Raw genomic sequence first — 795 nt, forward strand, 5'->3', positions numbered from 1 at the left:
GATTATCGCCATGTGTGGGTGGTTGGGGATCTTCATGGCTGCTATCAACAATTGAAGCAGCAACTGATTGCACGAAAATTTGATGAACGTTGTGATCTGCTGATTGCTGTCGGCGATCTTATCGATCGCGGCCCGGACAGCCCTGCGTGTCTGGCTCTGTTGGATGCGCCCTGGTTCATTTCGGTGACAGGCAATCATGAGTGTATGGCGCAAGCGGTGTTGCAAGGAGAGAGTAGCGATTGCATGGTGGTGGCTGGTATTTCGACTTGAGTCCGGTACATCGTCATTCCATCGATCGACTGATCCATCTGTCGGCGTCATTGCCGCATGTTCTGGAAGTCAACGTGCAAACGCGCCTTTATGTTATTGCTCACGCGGATTATCCGTCTGCTCGTTATGGTTTGGATCTACCGGTCGATGTGGATGACGTCGTGTGGGGGCGTACGCGGTTGCGCCAAGCCCAGGCTGGCGACTATCAACGGATCGAGGGGGCTGATCGTTTTATCTTCGGACACACGCCGCTTAAAAAGGTGTGCGCGTATGCCAATCAGATCTATCTCGATACGGGGGCCGTGTACGGTGGATCCCTTTCCATGGTGCGCTTGCGCTAGCAGGATGCCTTTTCTGCGCTTTGCTTGCTTTCTTGCATGCCCGGTTATCCCTCTTCGCGCTATTTAACCCTGTTCACGCTGATATTCTCGTTCGAGATAGCGCCGTGGCGTGATTATTATCGCCCAATGAACAAAATGCTGTTCATACTGCAACCTCTCTAAGGTAGCATCAGGAGGCAATGTT

Annotated in this window: 2 protein-coding genes; both read left to right on the forward strand. The window is 52.5% G+C overall.

Features of this window, described 5'->3' with window-relative positions:
• Nucleotides 1–270 (forward strand): metallophosphoesterase (locus J5224_RS31745; protein WP_264628953.1); only part of this gene is annotated, 270 nt, incomplete at its 5' end.
• Complete coding sequence (locus J5224_RS31750) at nt 267–611, forward strand: hypothetical protein (RefSeq protein WP_264628954.1); 345 nt, start codon at nt 267–269, stop codon at nt 609–611. The genes J5224_RS31745 and J5224_RS31750, both read left to right, overlap by 4 nt.
• Nucleotides 612–795: the final 184 nt, after the last annotated feature.

It is taken from the genome of Candidatus Symbiopectobacterium sp. NZEC135, from assembly GCF_025962695.1.